Here is a 1,200-nt window from a genome sequence, read left to right on the forward strand (position 1 = left end):
CCGTTGCACCTGGGACAAGACGTCCTGTTTCATTCGCTCCGCGTCAAAGGCTTGTTTCTTCGTACAAATCGCAAACAGCACATTCAACAGCTTCCGGCACAAGGCGACGATGGACTGCTTTCCGGTCAGCGGGTTGACGGATCGGGTCGTATAATACTCATGCAGCTCGCGAAACGCCTCGTTATGCCGAATCAGCGGAATCATCGCCCGAAACAGCACCGAGCGCAGCCGTTTCCGTCCCCGCTTCGAGATGTGCTTTTGCCCTTTGCGCTGGCCGGAGGAGTTCTCCTTGAGCGTCAGGCCCGCCAATTTCACCAATTGACGCGGATCCCGATAGTGGGCAAAACTGCCGATCTCCGCCAGCAGATCGATGATCGTGGCATCTCCCAACCCGTCGACCGTTTTCAGCCATTGATACTCCATCGTTGTTTGAACCAATGCCTTCAACTCGGCGTCCAACGCTGCGATTTCGGCCTCGAACTGGCGGTATTGGCGGACGAGCGCGGCGATCTCAAACCGGGCCATCGTCGTCCCTTCCGTCACCCCAATCGAGCCCTTGGCGGCGTCGATCAACGCCTGAATTTTCGCTTTCTGCGGGCATTTCAGCCCGTCGCTTTGCCGGTACGCCTCCAGAAGCTCCTCGGCGGTCCGATCCGCCATATCGGCCGGAAGCGGCGTCCACTCCAGCACCGCCAGCGCTGTTTTCCCCAGGTCGCGAAACACGGTCCAAAACTCTGGAAAATACCGATCCGTCCAACGGATGATCGCGTTTTTCACCGCCGCCTGTTCCTTCCGGAGCTTCTCTTTGAGCGTGCTCCCGACGCGCAAATCCGCTTCGATCTCGTGCAGCAGTCGGGGGACGAGGAATCGCCCGTCTTTCGCCAGTCTGGCGATGACCAGGGCGTCTTTGGCGTCGTGTTTCGTCGGCAGGTTGTCATCRAGTTCTTTCGACCGGCACACATGCGCCGGGTTGACCATGACYAACGGGATCCCGTGCTCCTCGAGGAAGTAGGCCAGGTTCAACCAGTAGTGCCCGGTCGGCTCCACGGCGACGATCACCTGTGACTTCCCGAACGCTTTCCTCCCCTCCTGGATCGCTTCATACAGCTGTTGAAACCCCTCTTTCGACTGGAAGATCGGGAACGACTTGCGAAGCACGCGCCCCCGGTCATCCACGAAGCAGGCGTAGTGGGTTCGTTT

The 1,200-nt window shown here is 59.0% G+C and carries 1 protein-coding gene; it reads right to left on the reverse strand.

Annotated features, from left to right (window positions below; all coding sequences use genetic code 11):
• Nucleotides 1–1,200: IS110 family RNA-guided transposase (locus CV945_RS16910; protein ID WP_232722320.1), on the reverse strand; the 1,200-nt coding region annotated here is incomplete at both ends.

The sequence above is a fragment of the Geobacillus sp. Manikaran-105 genome, from assembly GCF_002809955.1.
In the GTDB taxonomy this organism is placed as follows: Bacteria; Bacillota; Bacilli; order Bacillales; family Anoxybacillaceae; genus Geobacillus; species Geobacillus thermophilus.